This is a genomic window from Ciceribacter ferrooxidans (assembly GCF_004137355.1).
In the GTDB taxonomy this organism is placed as follows: Bacteria; Pseudomonadota; Alphaproteobacteria; order Rhizobiales; family Rhizobiaceae; genus Allorhizobium; species Allorhizobium ferrooxidans.
This window is the reverse complement of sequence record NZ_SDVB01000196.1, coordinates 45,384-63,618: the sequence shown is the minus strand read 5'-3', so window position 1 is coordinate 63,618 and position 18,235 is coordinate 45,384. Positions and strand designations below refer to the sequence as shown.

Below are 18,235 nucleotides of genomic sequence, written 5' to 3'. Positions count from 1 at the left end.
TGCATGGCGCGTCACGACCTCTGCCCTTTCCCGACGGGGAGCAGAGAGAACGGTCGGCGCGGCGCCGCTTGTCTCTTCTCCCCAGCGGGGAGAAGGTGGCCCGCAGGGCCGGATGAGGGGGCGCGAAGCGCAAAAGCTGTTCTCCCCGAGGGGAGAAGAGGGAGCCCGGAGCCGCCACAGCGATCCCATATGCGATTACCCTCCCCCTCAATGGGGGAGATCGGTCTGGTACCCCCCCTACCGATAAGCCCTCAGATAGTGCCGCTCGAAGGCGCGTTTCAGCCAGTGGAAGACCTTGAGCTGCGGCGTGACGAAGCCGCGGGTCGTGCTGCGATAGACGAGGATGCCGCTGTCGAGCGTGTCGACGATGCAGATGAGCTCCGGCTTGAAGTCCGTCTGTGGCGGACGGTCTTTGAGGACCGCGGCGATGTTGGCGGCGGCGGCCTTCGCCTGCAGGTCTGCCTGGTGCGCCTGCTTCGGCATCCAGTCCGGCCCCTTGAAGCTGCCGCTGTCGCCGACCACCCAGACGCCCCGCCGGCCCGGCACGCGGCACTTCTCGTCGGCCTCGATCATGCCGCCCGGCGAGAGCGGCAGGTCGGCCCCGGAGAGCCAGGCGGGGCCGGTGAGCCCCGGCATGAAGAGGATGAGGTCGGCGGGAAACTCGCCGCCCTCGGTCACCACCCTGTCGGCCTCGAAGCGCACCATCTTGTGGCCGAGCCGGGTCTCGATGCCGCGGCGGGCCATTTCGGCAAGCAGCCCGTCGACCGCCTTGTCGCCGAGGCGCTGTCCGGGCCGCGCCGCCGGGCTGAAGAAGACGAGCTTGAAGCGGTCGCGCCGGCCCTGACGCCGCAGCAGCGTGTCGATGATGAAGAGGAACTCGAACATCGGCCCGCCGCGGACGGCGGACTGCTCGTTCGGATTGGCGGCAAAACCGACGGCGATCGTGCCGCCGGACATGCCGTCGAGCCGGCGGGTGATCTCCTCGCCGACGGCGATGCCCTCGCAGGGGACGAGCGCGTGCTCGATGCCGGGGAGCTTGCGGATGAAGCGGCCGCCGGTCGCGATCACCAGCTGGTCGCTCGAAAACTCGCCGGCATCGGTCAGCACCTTGCGACCGCCCTCGGCAAGACCGGTTACGGAAGCCATCACGTGGCGCACCCGGTGGCGGACGAAGAAGTTGCCGAGTGGCATCTTGAGCGCGCTGCCCTTGCGCAGGCCGGCCGGCAGCCAGATCGAGCTCGGCAGGTAATGCAGCTCGTCACGCGGCGAGATCACCGTAATCTCGTCCTCGACGCCCCGGCGACGCAGTTCGCGGATGGTGGTGAGCGCCCCGAAACCGGAGCCGAGAACGGTGATTTTGGCCACAGCAACCTCCAGAGAAATAACGTTTCTTCATATATATGAAGATTTATTATTTCTGGAAAGAGGCGCTTCGCCACAGGGAGCCGGGCGGCAGTCCCGGGTCGATCTCCCCCTTGTGGGGGAGATGCCCGGCAGGGCAGAGGGGCACCCCCTCTGTCGGCTACGTCGGCGTTCCCCTCGAGGGTGGACATGCATCGCCTCCGTCATGCCGGACCTGATCCGGCATCCAGCCGGCGAGCGTCGGCGAGCCGAAAGAACGCATGTCGATGAAGGTGAAGGAGCCTCCCCGCGCGATGGACATCGCGCGGCTGGATGCCGGGTCGAGCCCGGCATGACGGCGGTTGGGAGGGGTGCCCGCTCTCCTTTGCCCTTTCCCCGCGTGCGGAGAGAGGAAACGGCCGGCGCGGCGGCAGTCACGGGTCGATCTCCCCCCTTGTGGGGGAGATGCCCGGCAGGGCAGAGGGGGTATCACTGCAAACGTCGAGATTGGGGATTCACCCCCCCTCTGTCAGCTACGCTGATATCTCCCCACAAGGGGGGAGATCAAATCGCGGCAGGCCAGCCCTCAGGCGGCGGCCTTCCGACCGTAGGCCCAGTCCATGTAGAGTTCGAGCGCCTTGCGGGCGACCGGCCCTTCCTGCAGTTCGCGGTCGTCGAGGCGGTTGACCGGGGCGACCTTGGAATAGTTGCCGGTGGTGAAGATCTCGTCGGCGCCCATGAAGTCCTCGACCGAGAGCGTCGCCTCGCGCACGTCATGGCCCGCCTCGCGCAGGAGGCCGATCACCCGCGCGCGGGTGATGCCGGCGAGGAAGGTGCGGTTGGCGGCCGGCGTGAAGACGACGCCGTCCTTCACCATGAAGACGTTCGAGGAGGCGGTCTCGGCGACATTGCCGTTCATGTCGCGCACCAGCGCGTTGTCGAAGCCGCGGGCGCGCGCCTCGACGATCATACGGCCGGAATTCGGGTAGAGGCTGCCGGTCTTGGCGTCGGTCATCGCGCATTCCGGCGTCGGCCGGCGATAGGGCGAAAGCGTCAGCGAATGCGGCTTTGCGGTGTGCATCGGCGCCTCGAAAAGGCAGAGCGCAAAGCGCGTCGAGGCAGCATCGGGAGCGACGACCGAGCCCGCCTGGCCATGCTCGGCCCAGTACATCGGCTTGATGTAGATCGCCGTCTTGCCGTCGAATTTCTTCACCCCTTCGAGCGCCAGCCGCTCGATCTCTTCCGCCGGAACGGTCGCCGCCATGCCCATGGCGACCGCCGAGCGGTTGACGCGCCGGCAATGGAGGTCGAGATCGGGGGCGATGCCGTCGAACCAGCGCGCGCCGTCGAACACCGTCGAACCGAGCCACATCGCATGCGACACCGGCCCGATCAGCGGCGGGTTGCCGGCGATCCACTCGCCGTCGACGAAGGTCCATGTGGGCGTGCGGGCGGAAGTATCGACAGCCATCGGCTTCTCCTCGTTTCCTGTCTTTCAGTCCTTCCGATTTATCCGGAAAAAGCAGAATTGGGGTGAATGGGTACATCAAAAATAGTCATGCCACCATGCCCACGTCTTGCGGTAGGTTGCGCGCCAAAATGCGCAGGAGCTGACCAATGAGAGCCATGTATTACGAAGCCTTCGAGAAGACGCCGGAGATCCGGGTGCTTCCCGACCCGACCCCGACGGAGAACGGCGTCGTCATCAAGGTCGAGGCGTCCGGGCTCTGCCGCAGCGACTGGCACGGCTGGATGGGTCACGATCCCGACATCCGCCTGCCGCATGTGCCGGGCCACGAGCTCGCCGGCGTGATCGCCGCCACCGGCCGTGGGGTGATGCGCTACAAGGTCGGCGACCGGGTGACCGTGCCCTTCGTCTCCGGCTGCGGCCGCTGCGGCGAGTGCCGCTCCGGCAACCAGCAGGTCTGCGAGGCGCAGTTCCAGCCGGGCTTCACCCACTGGGGTTCGTTCGCCGAATACGTGGCGATCGACTATGCCGACCAGAACCTCGTCCATCTGCCGGAAGAGATGGATTTCGCCACCGCCGCCAGCCTCGGCTGCCGCTTTGCGACCTCGTTCCGGGCGGTCGCCGACCAGGCGCGGGTAAAGGGCGGCGAATGGGTGGCGGTGCATGGCTGCGGCGGCGTCGGGCTCTCGGCGATCATGATCGCCGCGGCCCTCGGCGCCAATCCGATCGCGATCGACATTTCGGAAGAGAAGCTCGCCTTCGCCCGCAAGCTCGGGGCGGTCGCCGCGATCAACGCGCGCGAGACCGACGATGTCGCCGGCGCTGTGCGCGAGATCACGCAAGGTGGCGCGCATGCCTCGATCGATGCGCTCGGCTCGCCCGTCACCTGCTTCAACTCGATCAAGAACTTGCGCCGCCGTGGCCGTCACGTGCAGGTCGGCCTGATGCTCGGCGAGCATGCGACGCCTCAGATCCCGATGGCGCAGGTGATCGGCCACGAACTCGAAATCTACGGCAGCCACGGCATGCAGGCCTGGCGCTACGACGCGATGCTCGGCATGACGGCCGCCGGCAAGCTCGACCCCAGGCGGTTGATCGGCCGGGAGATTTCGCTGGAAGAGGCCGTGCCGGCGCTCGTCGCGATGGACCGTGCGGCCGACCTCGGCATCAGCGTGATCACGCGGTTCTGAGCGACTGCCTTCCCGCTCGCCGCCGCGATGGACCGGTCTGCCGCAAAGCGGCCGGGTTCGGCGTGTTCAATCGCCGTCCGATGACCGCAAAGGAGGAAGACATGGCCTACACGATCGACCGGACGTTCGAGGGCGAGGATTTCGCGAAGGTGGTGGAGAAGACGCGCGCGGCCCTTTCCGCGCAGGGTTTCGGCGTCCTGACCGAAATCGACGTCAAGGCGACGCTGAAGAAGAAGCTCGACAAGGACGTCGACGACTATCTGATCCTCGGCGCCTGCAACCCGACCATGGCACACCAGGCGATCGGCCTCGAACCGAAGGTCGGCGCCATGCTTCCCTGCAACGTCATCGTGCGCCGCACCGGCCCGGCCTCGGTCATGGTGAGCGCGATCGACCCCGTGGCCTCGATGGAGGCGATCCCCAATCCTTCGCTGAAATCCGTCGCGGGCCAGGTCCGCGACATGCTGAAGACCGCCGTCGAGGGCATCTGAGGGCGGCGGCGCATGGACTGGCCTTTTCGCCCCTTGAGCGCAGCATCAATAGGCGGAGCCGGCGTGTCGCGAACCGGAGAGATTCTTCTCTAGCCGGCCGTTCGCGTCCCTGCGACCTCCCGCACGATGGATATCGCGCCGCTGGATGCCAGTCGTCATCGGCTTGACCGGTAGATCGCACACCGGTGCGAAACGCTCGCGCCTCACGGCAGGTGCACGAGCCTCAAGCTGTTGCAGACCTCATAGCGAGGTCCGCCCCGGCCTTCTTCGGTCAGCTCGCTCCCTGCCCATGCAGGGGTCATCAAATGCAGATGATCCGGTCCACCACGGAGCTTCATCAGCTTGGAGATCAGCAGTTCCAGCCCTTCGTGATTGAAGCAGATGGCGATTTCGCCGTCGTCGCACTTTTCTTTTTCCACGGTCAGTATCATGTCGAAACCCTGTGTCCATTCCCGCACCGGCTACCGGCCAGATACCGTCGATCACCAGATTAGGACCGCACCGATCAGAATTCCTAGCCGATTCTTAAAGCGGTCGAGAAGCGTCAGTAGTGCTCATCGGCGAAGCTTGTGTTTTCGCGGCGCCTTCTCTGCGTCCCTCACGCCATCACCACGGCCCCGGCCTCGCGATAGGGCGCCAGCCGTTCTGCCTCGATCCCGTGCGGCACGATCAGTCCGGCCAGCGCATCGAGCGGCGCGATCCGGCAGGGAGAGATCGCGTCCAGCTTCTCCTCCGTGACCGCCACATAGGTCCTGGCGCTCGCCCCGAGGATATGCCGCTTGATCGCCGCCTCCTCGAAGTCGCCGGTGGTCAGGCCGAGCCGCGGGTGAACGGCGGTGACGCCGAGGAAGAAAATGTCGGGACGGATCGCGTCGATGGCGGCGATCGCCCGCGCGCCGAGGCACACCATCGAGTGCTTGTAGAGCCGCCCGCCGATCAGCACCACCTCGACCATCGCGTGGTGCTCGAACTCGGCGGCGATCGTCGGCGAATGGGTCGCGACGACGAGCGGCATGTCGCGCGGCAGATGCCGGGCGATGGCGGCCGTCGTCGTGCCGCCGTCGAGAAAAACCATCTGCCCCGGTTGAACCAGCGCTGCCGCCCGCGCCCCGAGCGCCGCCTTGGCCTCGTTTTCCACGCCGCGGCGGGCGGTGAGGTCCGGCAGGTCGGGGGCGACGGGGAGGGCGCCGCCATGCACGCGCCTTAAGAGCCCCGCAGCCGCCATGTCGCGCATGTCGCGGCGGATCGTGTCTTCCGAAACGTCGAGTTCGCGCGCCAGTGCGCTTGCCAGCGCCTGGCCCTCGCGCCGTAGCGTCTCGAGGATATGGGTTCTGCGTTGACTGCCGAGCATTGCATGGTCCTGCATGTTTAGCCGTGAATACTCGCGATATTACGTGAATCGATTCGACAATCCAGCAAAAACACGCAATATCGTGCAGCCTGCAGGACGCAGGCTGGAACAAACCATGGAGATGAACATGCTGATCCTGATTGCCGGCCCCTATCGCTCCGGCACCGGCGACGATCCGGCGAAGATGGCGGAGAACCTGAAGCGTCTGGAGGCGCCGTCCCACGCGCTGTTCAGGGCGGGGCATGTGCCGATGATCGGCGAATGGGTGGCGCTGCCGGTCTGGCATGCCGCCGGCGGCAAGACGGTCGGCGACGACCTCTACGAGGAAATCTTCCATCCCGTCGCGGGCCGGCTGCTGCAATTGTGCGAGGGGGTGCTGCGCCTGCCCGGCGCCTCGAAGGGCGCGGACAACGACGTGCGGATCGCCACGGAACGCGGCATTCCGGTCTGGTACAGGCTGGAAGACGTGCCGGGCTGCGCCTGAGAGGCCGAGAAAGAAGAGGTCGGGACGGATCGCGACCATCGCTGCGTTTGGGACGTTGCAAAGGTGCCGGCAATCGGATGAGGGGCAGCAAGAAGGGCGCAGGCTCTCCTTCTCCGTCACCCCGGACTTGATCCGGGGTCCAGCCGGCGAGCGTCCGCGAGCCGAAAAGACTCTTCCGTTGCTTCCGCGCCCAAAGAGCCCTCCCGCGCGATGGACATCGCGCCGCTGGATGCCGGCTCAAGGCCGGCATGACGGCAAAGTGTTTGCTTCGTCGAAGAGACTCTTCCCTCGCCCATAGGGTCTCCCGCGCGATGGACATTGCCCGTCGAGCGTCCCCCGCCGGCTCCCCCCGTCACACGGCGAAGATGGCGAGGTCGTCGGTGAAGGCCTTGAATTCCAGCGCGTTGCCGGAGGGGTCGAAGACGAACATGGTGCGCTGCTCGCCGGCCTGTCCCTCGAAGCGGAGCTTCGGTTTCAGCCCCCAGCGGGTCTCGGGATCGGCCTCGAGCCGGCGCGCCAGCGCGACGAAGTCGTCGGTGCCGAGGATCACCCCGAAATGCGGGATCGGCACGGTGTCGCCGTCGACCGAGCCGGTCGCCGTGTCCTTCGGCATTTCGGAGCGCAGGTGCGCCGACATCTGGTGCCCGAAGAGGTCGAAATCGATCCACTTGCCGGGGCTTTCACGGCCGATCCGGCAGCCGAGCACGGTGCCGTAGAAATGCCGCGTCGCCTCGAGGTCGGTGACGGGAAAAGCCAGATGAAACGGGCGCATGGATCCTCCTCCGAAGTCTGTTCCGCCCGCAAGCCTAGCGTCTTCCCGCCGCCATGCAAGCGGGGCGGGACAGTCGCCGTCAGGGCGTCGGCTCGGAAAGCCTTCTTTCCCACATCGCCTTGAACGCGGCACGCGACTGGCAGCGCGCGAGCCAGGCTTTGAGCTTCGGATGCGCGTCGAAGAGCGGCGTGTACGCCTGCGCGTAGCGGACGATCTCGGCGAGGTTGATGTCGGCGACGGTGAAGCGGCCGCCGACCAGATAGTCGTTGTCGGCAAAATGCCGTTCGAGCACGGCGAAGGGCCGCTTGAGGAGGCGCGCTGCCGCCTCCACCTCGTCCCTGCTGCTTTCGAGCCGGCCCTCGGCGGCGGCCGACGAAATTTTCAGCGCGTTCGTCTCGATCTCGGTGGCGCCGAAGAACGACCACTGCGTCATCAGCGCGTCTTCGCGGAGATCGGTAGGCGCCAGCGGCCCGCCGTGCTTCTTGGCGAGGTAGAGGTTGATCGCCATGCTCTCGAAGAGCACCAGACCGTCATCCTCGATCGCCGGGATGACGCCCATCGGGCAGAGCTCGAGAAAGGCGGGCGTGCGGGTGTTGATCTGCGCGTCTCCGGCTAGCGGGTCGTCGAGCTTGCGGGCCTGCAGGACCGGCACGTGCTCGAAGGCGAGACCGAGTTCGCCGGCAAGCCAGAGCGGGCGCGTCGCCCTCGATTTGTAGACGCCGTAGATCTTGAGCATGCGCGGTAACCTCCTGTGGGGATGGGCGGGACGAAGCCGAGCCTAATGGCAAAGACGCGGCGCTTGAAGCGGGCTTCTGCGGCTGCCCGCAAGATTCCGCCGTCCTGCCGAACGTTGACAGGGAAGGGCCGAACGGCGTATTTCATCGGCCAGGGTCCGCAGTTCACCCAGGCGTCACCGCTCCTCACCGAGTGCTAAACCTGCTTCACAGACAATCACGACCGACACTTTTCCCGTGCCGTGTCGGAAAGACGGTGGCCTCCGGCATAATCAGTTTCTGACGGCACGATATCGAGGAAAAGACGATGTCGCGAATATCGCTCCCCTATCAGGCGCCGGACGTATCGGCGCTCGCCCGCCTGCTGAAGCGGGAAATCCACGCTCGCGAGGACAAGCCGGGCCATGTCGAACTGCTCAACATTCTTGCGCGCGCTGCCGGCTACCGCAACTTCCAGCATCTGAAGGCCTCCGACGCCGCCCGCGAGCGCCTGGAGGCGCCGCAACCGGAGCCGGAAGCGGTCGATTTCCGCCGCGTCGAGGATGCCGCCCGCTGCTTCGACGCAGACGGCATGCTCATGCGCTGGCCGGCGCGCACGGTGATCCAGCAGCTCTGCCTCTGGCGGCTCTGGGCGCGCGTTCCGACCGATCGCGACCTCTCCGAGCGCGAGGTCAACGACATCCTCAAGGCGGCGCATGCCTTCGGCGATCATGTGCTCTTGCGCCGGGAGATGTTCAACCGGAAGCTCCTCGACCGCACGGCCGACTGCCGCGTCTACCGCCGTATCGAGCAACGGCCGCCGCCGGAGGCGCTGGCGCTGATCCGCGGCGCCCGCGCACCCGGCGCCTGACGCTCAGAATGCGCGGTTGCCCTCGACCACCAGATGGTCGGGGGCGTCGCCGCCGGCGACGAGGTCGCCGGTCGCCCGGTCCTTCCAGCGGTAGCCGACGATTGCGCCGTCCTTCGCGCCGGAGATCAGATTGCCCGAGAGCATCGCCGTGCCGACCCCCTCGACCACCGAGACGGCGATGCCGACCGGCGCGTTGCGGATGATGTTGCCGCTCGCCACCACGTTACGCATGTAGGGGCCCCAGCCGATCATCAACCCGGCGCGCGGGGCGTTCTCGATCACGTTGCCGGAGATCGCCGTATCCGCCTCGGCCGAGATGCCGATGCCGAAGCCCGCCTCGTCGTTGACGTAGGGGCCTTTGAGCGAGAGGTGGCGGATCACGTTGGCGCTGACGCTCGCAAGCCGCCCGCCCTCGTTGAAATTGACCGCGACGATGCCGTTCGCCGCGCCGTCGACGAGGTTGGAAGAGACGATCGCCCCCTCGAAGGCGAACTCGACGAAGATCGCCGTCTCGCCGGAGCGCAGGCACTGGTTGCCGGTGATCTGTACGTCCGAGGAGGAGTTGGCGCGGATCGCCGAGAAGGCGCAGTCGGAGACGTGGTTGTCGGAAACGATCACGTTGTCGGCGCGGAAGAGATTGATGCCGTTGCCGTTCTGCCCGGTGCCGCCGTCGTTGGCGGCGATCCGGGCGATGCGGTTGCCGGAGATCACGGCCTCGTCGGCGCCCTTCGTCCAGCGATGCACGAGAATGCCGCCGTTGCCGCAGTCGGAAATGTGGTTGCCGGTGACGGAGAGCGCCTTGCCCTCGTGCGAGATCAGCGCGGCGAGCGCCGCCCCGGTGATGCGGTTGTCCGCGATCCGCCCGCCGCAGCGCTCCAGCGAGACCGCATGCTTGCGGCTGCCGGCGATCTCGCAATTGACGATCCGGAGGTCGGCGACGTTGCGGAAGGAAAGAAGCGCCTCGGTATGGTCGCCGAGCCATCGGTTGGCGCCGTCGAGCACGATGTCGGCGATGTCGATGCGCGCCGCGTCGGCAGCGGTGATCAGGTGGCCGTCACCGCCATAGGAGAGGCGGGTGGCGCCGGGCACGCCGGAAAGCCGGGTGCCGTCCGGCAGGGTGAGATTGGAGACGCTGTAGTTGCCGGGTGGCAGGAAGACCTCCAGCCCCTTCTCCGCCGCCTCGTCGAGAAGCGCCTGCATGCGCCGGCTCAAATTGTCGGAGGCGCCGGGCAGGATGCCGGCCCCGGCGGCGTCGATCGAGCCGCGCAGCTCGGTGCCCGCCACATTGGAGGCGGCGCCCGCCCGCCGGCCGCCGATCGCGGCGGCAAGCGCCCCGCCCATGAGCCCGGTGATCACCTCGCGTCTCGTCGCCATCGCGCCCCGCCTGTCTTCCGTCTTTTTCCCCGCCTTGCGGCGGCGCGATCATGCGCGAACTTGCCGCAGGGCGACAAGGGCGATTTGCGGCTTCGCGGGCGGCCAGACGCCGGCACCGTTTGTTCTAGATCAATGCGCCTCACCCTCGCAGTAATAGTCTCGGATGCGTGATATTTGACGGAGGTCATAAATGTTTCGTCTTTCTGCGGTCCTCTATATTCTTGTCGCGACGGCGCTGGCCGGCGCTGCTGTGACGGCTGTTCTTTCGCTCGGCATGATGGAACGCTGGCAGATCGCCGGTGCCTTCGCCGCCGGCTGCGTGCTGGCATTGCCGATCTCGGCGGTTCTGGGCAAGAAGATCTATACGGCGCTGAAGCCGCCGATGGCCTGATCCCTAAGGGGGAAGCAAGGCGCGCCTGTCGACACCGAGCGGCGGTCAGGTGTCGGCGGACCCTTGGGCGCGCCACTGCTGGCTCCGGCTGGCCGCGACCGACGTCGCCGGCCGGCCGGAGTTTTTTTATTCTTGTGAAGTAGTTTCAAGTATAAGTCGGTCCTTCATTCGGACCACGGGTCGTCGCCGCCACCGGTCGTGACGACAGCTTCGCGCCAGCCGCGTCTGGCAGGGTGCCGCAAATCTGAGCGGCATGAAGCGGTGGACCATGGTGTCAAAGGCTATTTCTTCGAAGGTCGGGATCTTGCGGCGCGTCGGCGGCCTCGTCGCCGGCGTGGCGATGCTGTCGGCGCTGGGCGGCTGCCTTTTCGTGACCGATACCAGCCGCATGAACATCGAGGTCTTCCAGGACGAGGTGGCGCCGGTCTGGAACGAGCCAGCCCGCGTGCCGCCGGCCGAGAAGCAGCCGGTGCCGCAGCAGCGTCTCTACTCCACCCAGTTCCACCAGACCTACGGGCTCCCCGTCACCAATCCCGTCCATCGCACGATGTACGGGATCATGCGCGACGAGGGCCATACGCTGCCGCCGATCCCGCTCGACCGCGTCGACCGGCGCTACCTGCGCGAGGAGGTCGATTATCCGACCTCGGAGACGCCGGGCACCATCGTCGTCGATACCAAGGCGCACTTTCTCTATTTCGTCGAGCCGGGCGGCAAGGCGATCCGCTATGGCGTCGGGCTCGGCCGCGCCGGCTTCTCCTGGTCGGGACGCGGCGTCATCGCGCTCAAGCAGAAATGGCCGCGCTGGACCCCGAGCGGCGAGATGGTGTCGCGCCAGCCGGACCTGCGCCCCTTCTCCGCCTCCGAAGGCGGGCTGGAGGCCGGCCTCAACAATCCGCTCGGCGCCCGCGCCCTCTACATCTACCAGGACGGCAAGGACACGCTCTACCGTGTCCACGGCACGCCGGACTGGCAGTCCGTCGGCAGGGCGACCTCGTCCGGCTGCGTGCGGATGTTCAACCAGGACATCATCGATCTCTACGACCGCGTCGGCGGCAAGGCCCCGATCGTCGTCCTCTGATCGCGACGGCCGCTCTCCGCGCCATCGCGCAAAAGTGAATACTTCCTGCGGCATCACCGTGTATGTCTTTTAGCGACTCGTCATGTCACAACATGGCGTAAGGGGAACGTTTAGGGTTTCACCGCTTTAATCGTTTCCCGAACCCGAAACTGCACAGGAAGCCCGATTCCCCCATGACACGTCCCGGTTCCCTCTCTCGGCGCGCCTTTCTTTCCCTCTCCGGCGTCGGCGCCGCAAGCCTGCTTGCGGGCTGCGCCTCCTCCGGCTCCTACAATCGCCCCTACGCCGCGGCGCCGGCCTATGGCGGGCCGATGACCATTGCCCGTCCGCCCGCCGCCGGCTCGGCCGAGGTCGCGGCGATGTACGGCGAAATGGTCGACGGCGGCTTCGTCATCCCTGCCGTGCCCTACGAGCGGATCGACCCGCGCTATTATCGCCAGCGGGTCATCGACCCGACCGGCCAGCCGCCGGGCACCATCGTCGTCGATACGCCCTCGCGCTTCCTCTACCTCGTCGAATCGGGCGGCACCGCGATGCGCTACGGTGTCGGCATCGGCCGCGAGGGCTTCGCCTGGCAGGGCACCGGCGTCATCCAGTGGCGCCAGAAATGGCCGAAATGGACGCCGCCGGGGGAAATGATCGCCCGCCAGCCGGAACTTGCGAAATATTCGGCCGACAACGGCGGCATGCCGCCCGGCCTCAAGAACCCGCTCGGCGCCCGCGCGCTCTACATCTTCCAGAACGGCGAGGACACGCTCTACCGCCTGCACGGCTCGCCGGAATGGCAGTCGATCGGCAAGGCGGTCTCCTCCGGCTGCGTGCGCCTGATGAACCAGGACATCATCGACCTCTACGACCGCGTACCGAACAAGGCCCGCGTCGTCGTCTGGCAGTAGGACCGTTTCGGGCTGCGGGGCCGGGGAGGAGCGGTCCTGAGGGGGGCGACCGGCAGAAACTTGCGGAATTGCCGGGCCTCCATGTATATTGAAGGGAAGGAGTGAGACCCATGGCGCGCACGAAAACCTTCTCTCTCGGCGAGACCTATGACGGCATCCTCGCCGATCTGGTGCGAAGCGGCCGCTTCGGCACGGAGACCGAAGCGGTTCAGGCCGGAATCCGCATGCTGGCGGATTACGAATTGAATCTTCGTTCTCTGCGACAGGAGATCAGCGCCGCCGATGCGGAGATCGCCGCGGGCCGGGGCAAGGAATATGCGACCGGTGCCGCAATCCTCGAAGACGTGATGAACGAAGGCTAGGGCCATTAGCGCGAAACGTCTGACAGTCGCTCCCCTCGCGATCGAAGATCTGCGGAGGATGAGGCGTTATATCGCGACGAGCAGCCCGCACTACGCCCGAGAGTTCCTGTCAGACCTCACCGCCAAGATTGCATGGATCGCGGAGGTCGGTTTCACCGGGTCTCCCCGCGACCACATTCTCGAAGGTCTACGAGGTTTTCCCTATCGCGGCCGGTGCATCTATTTTCGCACCTACCCCGATCGCGTCGTGATCCTCCGGGTGATGCACGGGGCGCAAGACGTCAAGCCGCAGGATTTCGACGGCTGAAGGGGAGGATATCCGAAATCAGGCAACAAACGCCGCCGAGCGATACCGGTGTGGTGTCGGAAGCGTTGTACCCCACGTTAGTCATAGATATTGTTACCATGGGGCTTGAAAGCGGACATTGCTCACCTGTCGCGCGATGCCTCCTATGCGCCAGTAGCGGTCATGATTGATGTGGGCAGAAGCTGGCTTCGTTGGACGCTTGACAACAAGGGCGGCTGAAGCAAAATTCCGCTTACCCCACAAGGCCACGGCCGAAGAATCGCGTCCATTTCGAGTGAGGCTTGATCGCGGAACGCTCCAGTGCCAGCAGGATCGAGGCGAAAGCGCACGGCGTGAAGTTCGGGCGGTCGCCGGTTCTGACGCGCGAACAGATCGCGTACGCGCGCCAACTCATCGGCGATGGCAATAAGCCGGTTGCCTTCGTCACCGAACTGCTACGAGTACACCGATCCACCCTATATTGGGCTCTGGCCGATGCTTCTGTCGTGCGCTGATGCCCAGAAATTGAAAGGACACGCGCCATGCAGATGACGCCGAGGAACCCACGCGACGGTATTTACCCCGCAACCGACGACTATGTACATGCGATGGAGGTGAGCGGTGCGGCACGTTTTCTGTTCGTTAGCGGAACGATGGGGCTCGATGCCGAGGGCAAAGCTCCGGAAAGCCTTGAAGAACAGCTATCGCTAATCTGGTCCAATATCCGGAGAATCCTTGCCGAAGCCAACATGACGACAGACAACATCGCGCGGTTGACCAGCTACTTGCGCAACGCCTCCTACGCCGAGGCAAACCAGACTGCGCGCATTGAGGCTTTGGGCGATCGTCGTATTCCAACAACCGCCATCGTCGCCGAAACCCTCGTGCCCGAATGGCTGGTCGAGATAGAGGTGATCGCGGTCGCATGAGAGGAACGATCAGGCCGTCCCACGCTGCCGCATAGCGCCGATAATCTGTGCCAAATAGCGATCAAAGTCACATGCAACATCAGGTGTATCTCCGTCGCAAAAGTCGAAGTTTCGCGACCGAGTTTTACAACGATCTGATCTTCGGGCCAAAGCCGAACTCTGGCGATAAGAACGATGATGTTCGCTTCGCGTGGTGTTGGCCTGGTAGCAGAACTTCCACTTGCGGACCCAAAGCCGCCCTGCTCGACATCTGCCCCCAACCCCGCAGATACCCGCCGCGGCCGCCTCTACTCCTCCAACGCCAACTGCCGGCGCGGCGTCGGCCGCTTTGCGTCGGGGGCGGACCTGAGCCGTATCGCGGACGAAGGAATTGTCTTCGTATAGTCAGGCAACCAAGAGGTCCATGATGATTGTTGTCATCGAAGGCATCAGCGCGGCTGGTAAGACGACTTGGTGCAGATCGCACGGCGCGCCATACCTGATTCCCGAGACGTTCCCGGCTGATCGAAAAGCTCAACCGCTGACCGGGATAGCAACCGCTCAATACTGGACGGACTGGAATGCCAAACGATGGAGCGATGCGCTCCAGAGGGAACGCGAGAAGGGTTGTGCCATATGCGATACAGACCCCTTGAAGCTTCACTATTCCTGGTGCCTTTGCCGGGTCGGAGAACTCCCGAAATGTCAGTGGGAACTCCAGCTTCAGGCGACCAGACGAGCACTCCTGGAAAAGCGGCTTGGATTCGCAGATGCCTATTTCGTCAAAGTCATCGACCCCTTGATCGCTAAGCAGCAATGCGAGGGCGACACCTCGCGCGTGCGCGACCGTTTCGACTTGCACGTTCGGTTACAACCATTCCTTATTCAGTGGTATGCACGACTGGATGCGGCTGTCGGACGCCGGGTGCGGTGGACCTTGCCAGACGATGGGCTGCCGACCGATGCCATTTTGAATAATGAACTCCGCTACGATATCGATGTATTCGATCGCTTCGTTTCTTCATTGGACGCAAATGCAACGTAGCTCCTCTTTGCGCGTGAAGTCCGCCTTCGGCCCCCAAGAACCGTCGTCGGCACCCGCCTCTCAATCCCGCAAAAACCCGCCGAGACCTCCGCCCATCATTCCTCCGGCGCGCGCTCGCCGGATATCACGCGCAGGCGGTTGTCCGAACATGCGGCCATACTCGCGGGTGAATTGCGGGACGCTCTCGTAACCGACGCCGTAGGCCGCATCGCTGATCGCTTCGCCTTGCGCCAGCATCCGGCGTCGGGCCTCGATGAGCCGAAGCTGCTTCTGAAACTGCAGCGGCGTCAGCGATGTGATGGCGCGGAAGTGAACGTGGAAGGCCGACAGGCTCATGCCCGCCGCCGCCGCCAGCGCTTCGACCCGCACCGGCTCGGCGTAATGGTCGCGGAGCAAGGCAACGGCACGGGCGATGCGTTGCGCATGGCTGTCGGTCACGCCCAGCGCGCGGATGGCGCCGCCGTGACGGCCGGCGAGCAGCCAATAGTGCAACTCGCGGCGCAACTGTTCGCCGAGTACCGCCAGCGCCGCGGGCCGATCGATGAGCCGGACGAGGCGCAACGCCGCATCGGCAATTTCCGTTTCGGTCGGATCGACGCGGACCGGCCGGTCCGCTTCGAACGGGACCGGGCCGATCTGATCGACCAGATCGCCGATGATCACGGGGTCGAGTTCGAAGACGATCGAATAATAAGGCAAGACCTTGCTGGCGGTCGTGATCTGGCTGACGGTTGGGACATCGGTGGTGATCAGCAGCGATTCGCCGGCGCCGAAATCGAAGCTGCGGTTTCCCATCGTCACACGCTTGCTGCCCTGCAGGACGAGCGCCACCAAGGGCTTGGAAACGGCGAATTGCAGCATCGTCGGTGCGGTTTCGCGCAGGATCGCCATCCCCGCGACCGGTGTCGCGGCAACGCCGGCGGGGTCGACATGGGCGTCGGCGTAGCGACGGGCATGGTCCAGGAGGGGATCGGTCATCGAAGATTGATACGGCATGCAGGACGTTCCGGCAATACGGCCGGCAATAGGGCAGGATAATCAGGCAAGAATTCGGGAGGATCGCGCAACACCGCGCGGCCGGTCCGTTGCATAAGAATGTCACAGCAACGGAGGCATCTATGACCAGCATTTCACTCGTAACCGGCGGTAGCCGTGGCCTCGGCCGCAACACCGCCATCAGCATCGCTCGCCACGGCGGCGATGTGATCCTGACCTATCGCAGCCGCAAGGACGAGGCCGAGGCCGTCGTCGCCGACATCGAGGCGCTGGGCCGCAAGGCTGTCGCGCTGCAGCTCGACACGAGCAAGGTCTCGTCCTTTCCGGCATTCGTCGAGACGTTGCGAACCGCGCTGACGACCACATGGCGGCGCGACACGTTCGACCACCTCGTCAACAATGCCGGGCATGGAGAAATGGCCGACTTCGCCACCACCACCGAAGAACAGTTCGACATGCTGTTCGATGTCCACGTCAAGGGCGTGTTCTTCCTGACGCAGGCGCTGTTGCCGGTGCTGGCGGATGGCGGCCGCATCATAAACTTCTCGTCGGGCCTGACCCGCGTGTCGTTCCCCGGCTTCTCGGCCTACTCGGCCGCCAAGGGTGCGGTCGAAATCCTGACGGTCTACATGGCGAGGGAATTAGGCAGCCGCGGCATCACCGCAAATGCCGTGGCGCCGGGCGCGATCGAAACCGACTTCCTGGGCGGCGCGGTACGTGACATCCCGGATTATAACACGGCCTTCGCCGGCATGACCGCACTCGGCCGCGTCGGCGTGCCCGATGATATCGGCCCGATGGTGGCGAGCCTGCTCGGCCCTGACAACCGCTGGGTCACCGGCCAGCGCGTCGAGGTATCGGGCGGTCAGACCATCTGACTCGTGACGCCGGGTGCTGCGTAAACGGCACCCGGCATCCTCCGTCCCGAAAAACCGCCCGGAACCGGCCCCGAAGCGATCTCCGGCCGCGCCTGCTACATGACACCCGCCGCTGCCGCCCTCTACTCCTCCGGCGCAAGCTGCCGGCGGAGTGCGTGCAGCCTCTCGCGCATGGTTTCGATCTCCTCGCGGGTGCAGCCGGTCGCGATGCCGATGGATTGCATGACGTTTGCGGCCTTCTGCTGCAGGGCGGCGCCGGTCTCCGTCAGCGAGATGATCACCTGCCGTTCGTCGCCGGACGAGCGCTCGCGGGCGACATAGCCGGCCTGCTGCAGGCGTTTCAGCAGCGGTGAGAGCGTGCCGGAATCAAGCCCCAGGCGCTCGCCGATCGCCTTCACCGACTGGGCGTCGTTCTCCCAGAGCACCATCATCACCAGATATTGCGGGTAGGTGAGGCCGAGCGGCTCGAGCAGCGGCTTGTAGGCCCGGTTGAAGGCGTGTGCGGCGCCATAGATGGCGAAGCAGAGCTGGTTGTCGAGACGCGGTCCTTTTATGGCCTTCTTGTCCTGCATGATTTCACCGATCCGCAGATCGGCCCCCTGATCCGTTCGGTCCGAACGATCGGTCCCGTTTTCCCCGGCCCATTCTCTCAATTTTGCGCCGGGGCTGCAACGTGCAAAAATCAATTGCACGCAATTCAATTGTTCGATATATAAATGCTGGCAAACCCGAAGACAAGGAGCAAGGACATGAGCATTCTCTATACCGCGCAGGCTTCCGCCACCGGCGGCCGCGCCGGCCGCGCCGTTTCCGACAACGGCGTTCTCGACGTGGTGCTGACCGTGCCGAAGGAACTCGGCGGCGACGGCGCCACCGGCACCAATCCGGAACAGATGTTCGCCGCCGGCTATTCCGCCTGCTTCCTCGGCGCGCTGAAGGCCGTCGCCGGCAAGGAAAAGGTGAAGATCCCGGAAGACACCAAGGTCACGGCCCGCGTCGGCATCGGCCCGCGCGACGACGGTACCGGCTTCCACATCGAGGTCGCGCTTTCCGTCAACGTTCCGGGCGTCGAACGCGCCGTCGCCGAACGTCTGGTCGCCGCCGCCCATATCGTCTGCCCCTACAGCCACGCCATGCGCACCTCGACCGAGGTTCCGGTCAGCGTCGAATAAGGCGGACGGCGGCAGCCGGTCCGGATCAAGGGCAGGGCGGTCCCGCGCGGGGCCGTCCGGTGCTTGACGTGATGGTTTTGAAAAGGGTGTTTCCCGCCGGAAATACCCTTTCTCCTTGTCTTGGGAAAGAAATTGATTATATTTCTTCCAGAGAAAGGAATGGGA

Annotated in this window: 23 protein-coding genes; 14 read left to right on the top strand and 9 right to left on the bottom strand. The window is 65.3% G+C overall.

Translation table 11 applies throughout. The annotated features are described in order from the left end of the window. Positions 1–237: 237 nt before the first annotated feature. Positions 238–1,365, bottom strand: a complete 1,128-nt coding sequence (locus tag EUU22_RS09580; RefSeq protein ID WP_129331803.1) for an NAD(P)/FAD-dependent oxidoreductase — start codon at positions 1,363–1,365, stop codon at positions 238–240. A 562-nt stretch (positions 1,366–1,927) separates the two neighbouring features. Then, positions 1,928–2,812, bottom strand: coding sequence for a branched-chain amino acid aminotransferase (locus EUU22_RS09575; protein ID WP_129331802.1), 885 nt, complete (start codon positions 2,810–2,812; stop codon positions 1,928–1,930). Between the two features lie 146 nt (positions 2,813–2,958). Here EUU22_RS09575 and EUU22_RS09570 point away from each other — a divergent pair, with 146 nt between their 5' ends. Both EUU22_RS09570 and EUU22_RS09565 read left to right on the top strand, forming a co-directional pair. Next, the gene (locus tag EUU22_RS09570) at positions 2,959–3,999 is read left to right on the top strand and encodes a zinc-dependent alcohol dehydrogenase family protein (RefSeq protein ID WP_129331801.1); all 1,041 of its coding nucleotides are present in this window, start codon (positions 2,959–2,961) and stop codon (positions 3,997–3,999) included. A 101-nt stretch (positions 4,000–4,100) separates the two neighbouring features. Further along, positions 4,101–4,490, top strand: a complete 390-nt coding sequence (locus EUU22_RS09565; RefSeq protein WP_129331800.1) for a DUF302 domain-containing protein — start codon at positions 4,101–4,103, stop codon at positions 4,488–4,490. 203 nt (positions 4,491–4,693) lie between these two features. Here the strand turns inward: EUU22_RS09565 and EUU22_RS09560 are convergent, their stop codons facing one another. After that, positions 4,694–4,921 (bottom strand): Imm32 family immunity protein, encoded by a 228-nt coding sequence (locus tag EUU22_RS09560; protein WP_129331799.1) that lies wholly within the window; start codon positions 4,919–4,921, stop codon positions 4,694–4,696. A 167-nt stretch (positions 4,922–5,088) separates the two neighbouring features. After that, entirely contained in the window at positions 5,089–5,841 is a 753-nt protein-coding gene (locus tag EUU22_RS09555; protein WP_129331930.1) for a DeoR/GlpR family DNA-binding transcription regulator, read from the bottom strand. 127 nt (positions 5,842–5,968) lie between these two features. On the opposite strand from EUU22_RS09555, the gene EUU22_RS09550 reads away from it, so the two are divergent. Beyond that, entirely contained in the window at positions 5,969–6,325 is a 357-nt protein-coding gene (locus tag EUU22_RS09550) for a DUF4406 domain-containing protein (RefSeq protein ID WP_129331929.1), read from the top strand. 352 nt (positions 6,326–6,677) lie between these two features. Here EUU22_RS09550 and EUU22_RS09545 read toward each other — a convergent pair whose 3' ends face one another. Together EUU22_RS09545 and EUU22_RS09540 are read right to left on the bottom strand one after the other, a co-directional pair. Beyond that, positions 6,678–7,097 carry a VOC family protein gene (locus tag EUU22_RS09545; protein ID WP_129331798.1) on the bottom strand — a complete coding sequence of 140 codons (420 nt, stop codon included), beginning with the start codon at positions 7,095–7,097 and terminating at the stop codon, positions 6,678–6,680. A gap of 79 nt (positions 7,098–7,176) precedes the next feature. Further along, positions 7,177–7,833, bottom strand: a complete 657-nt coding sequence (locus EUU22_RS09540; protein WP_129331797.1) for a glutathione S-transferase family protein — start codon at positions 7,831–7,833, stop codon at positions 7,177–7,179. A gap of 305 nt (positions 7,834–8,138) precedes the next feature. Between EUU22_RS09540 and EUU22_RS09535 the strand changes: the two genes are divergently transcribed. Further along, positions 8,139–8,681 carry a DUF2087 domain-containing protein gene (locus EUU22_RS09535; RefSeq protein WP_129331796.1) on the top strand — a complete coding sequence of 181 codons (543 nt, stop codon included), beginning with the start codon at positions 8,139–8,141 and terminating at the stop codon, positions 8,679–8,681. 3 nt (positions 8,682–8,684) lie between these two features. Here the strand turns inward: EUU22_RS09535 and EUU22_RS09530 are convergent, their stop codons facing one another. After that, positions 8,685–10,055: a TIGR03808 family TAT-translocated repetitive protein gene (locus tag EUU22_RS09530; RefSeq protein WP_129331795.1), complete on the bottom strand. Its 1,371-nt coding sequence runs from the start codon at positions 10,053–10,055 to the stop codon at positions 8,685–8,687. A 190-nt stretch (positions 10,056–10,245) separates the two neighbouring features. Between EUU22_RS09530 and EUU22_RS09525 the strand changes: the two genes are divergently transcribed. The 8 genes from EUU22_RS09525 to EUU22_RS09490 all read left to right on the top strand — a co-directional run bounded on the left by EUU22_RS09525 (position 10,246) and on the right by EUU22_RS09490 (position 15,024). Next, entirely contained in the window at positions 10,246–10,446 is a 201-nt protein-coding gene (locus EUU22_RS09525) for a hypothetical protein (RefSeq protein WP_129331794.1), read from the top strand. Positions 10,447–10,714: 268 nt separating this feature from the next. Next, positions 10,715–11,527 carry a L,D-transpeptidase gene (locus tag EUU22_RS09520; protein ID WP_129331928.1) on the top strand — a complete coding sequence of 271 codons (813 nt, stop codon included), beginning with the start codon at positions 10,715–10,717 and terminating at the stop codon, positions 11,525–11,527. A gap of 173 nt (positions 11,528–11,700) precedes the next feature. Further along, on the top strand, positions 11,701–12,423 hold the full coding sequence (locus EUU22_RS09515; protein ID WP_129331793.1) for a L,D-transpeptidase: 723 nt from the start codon (positions 11,701–11,703) through the stop codon (positions 12,421–12,423). A 110-nt stretch (positions 12,424–12,533) separates the two neighbouring features. Continuing rightward, positions 12,534–12,785, top strand: coding sequence for a type II toxin-antitoxin system ParD family antitoxin (locus tag EUU22_RS09510; protein ID WP_129331792.1), 252 nt, complete (start codon positions 12,534–12,536; stop codon positions 12,783–12,785). Positions 12,786–12,789: 4 nt separating this feature from the next. Next, positions 12,790–13,092 (top strand): type II toxin-antitoxin system RelE/ParE family toxin, encoded by a 303-nt coding sequence (locus tag EUU22_RS09505; RefSeq protein WP_129331791.1) that lies wholly within the window; start codon positions 12,790–12,792, stop codon positions 13,090–13,092. 281 nt (positions 13,093–13,373) lie between these two features. After that, the gene (locus EUU22_RS09500; RefSeq protein ID WP_205687886.1) at positions 13,374–13,586 is read left to right on the top strand and encodes a helix-turn-helix domain-containing protein; all 213 of its coding nucleotides are present in this window, start codon (positions 13,374–13,376) and stop codon (positions 13,584–13,586) included. Between the two features lie 27 nt (positions 13,587–13,613). Next, positions 13,614–14,000: a RidA family protein gene (locus EUU22_RS09495; RefSeq protein WP_129331790.1), complete on the top strand. Its 387-nt coding sequence runs from the start codon at positions 13,614–13,616 to the stop codon at positions 13,998–14,000. Positions 14,001–14,403: 403 nt separating this feature from the next. Then, on the top strand, positions 14,404–15,024 hold the full coding sequence (locus tag EUU22_RS09490) for a hypothetical protein (RefSeq protein ID WP_129331789.1): 621 nt from the start codon (positions 14,404–14,406) through the stop codon (positions 15,022–15,024). 60 nt (positions 15,025–15,084) lie between these two features. Here the strand turns inward: EUU22_RS09490 and EUU22_RS09485 are convergent, their stop codons facing one another. Continuing rightward, on the bottom strand, positions 15,085–16,002 hold the full coding sequence (locus tag EUU22_RS09485) for an AraC family transcriptional regulator (protein WP_129331927.1): 918 nt from the start codon (positions 16,000–16,002) through the stop codon (positions 15,085–15,087). A 140-nt stretch (positions 16,003–16,142) separates the two neighbouring features. Here EUU22_RS09485 and EUU22_RS09480 point away from each other — a divergent pair, with 140 nt between their 5' ends. After that, a complete protein-coding gene (locus tag EUU22_RS09480) occupies positions 16,143–16,898 on the top strand; it encodes an SDR family NAD(P)-dependent oxidoreductase (RefSeq protein ID WP_129331788.1) in 756 nt (251 codons plus the stop codon). Between the two features lie 122 nt (positions 16,899–17,020). Here EUU22_RS09480 and EUU22_RS09475 read toward each other — a convergent pair whose 3' ends face one another. After that, positions 17,021–17,470: a MarR family winged helix-turn-helix transcriptional regulator gene (locus EUU22_RS09475; RefSeq protein ID WP_129331787.1), complete on the bottom strand. Its 450-nt coding sequence runs from the start codon at positions 17,468–17,470 to the stop codon at positions 17,021–17,023. A 177-nt stretch (positions 17,471–17,647) separates the two neighbouring features. Here EUU22_RS09475 and EUU22_RS09470 point away from each other — a divergent pair, with 177 nt between their 5' ends. Beyond that, positions 17,648–18,070, top strand: coding sequence for an organic hydroperoxide resistance protein (locus tag EUU22_RS09470; protein WP_129331786.1), 423 nt, complete (start codon positions 17,648–17,650; stop codon positions 18,068–18,070). Positions 18,071–18,235 lie beyond the last annotated feature (165 nt).